Below are 325 nucleotides of genomic sequence, written 5' to 3'. Positions count from 1 at the left end.
ATCTTTTTAAAGATCTCTGTAGGTAGGTTTTTTTATACCCCAGATTCAAGTAATAAGTGCAACACTAAAGGTTTAAGGAAGGAAGCCTAGGCTTCCTTCCTTAGGCTGAAGAATTAAATTAGTGTTGTCATGCAGAAATTCAATCATCTCAGCCAAGAGCAAAGGTACCAAATCGAAATTTTAATCAAACAAGGGGTGACTCAGACCGGTATTGCCCGAGCTTTAGGAGTTCATAAAAGCACCATTTGTCGGGAGCTTCGTCGGAACACGGGTCTACGCGGGCGCAATGCGGGTGAATATGTCGCTCGAGTCGCTCAAAACAGAA

The 325-nt window shown here is 43.1% G+C and carries 1 protein-coding gene; it reads left to right on the top strand.

Annotated elements, in window-relative coordinates; translation table 11 throughout:
- Positions 1–129 precede the first annotated feature (129 nt).
- The coding region (locus AAA943_RS04780; protein WP_338223092.1) for a helix-turn-helix domain-containing protein at positions 130–325 on the top strand (196 nt) is incomplete at its 3' end.

It is taken from the genome of Algoriphagus confluentis (genome assembly GCF_036245625.1).
Lineage (GTDB): Bacteria > Bacteroidota > Bacteroidia > Cytophagales > Cyclobacteriaceae > Algoriphagus > Algoriphagus confluentis.
This window is presented reverse-complemented; position numbering and strand designations above follow the sequence as displayed.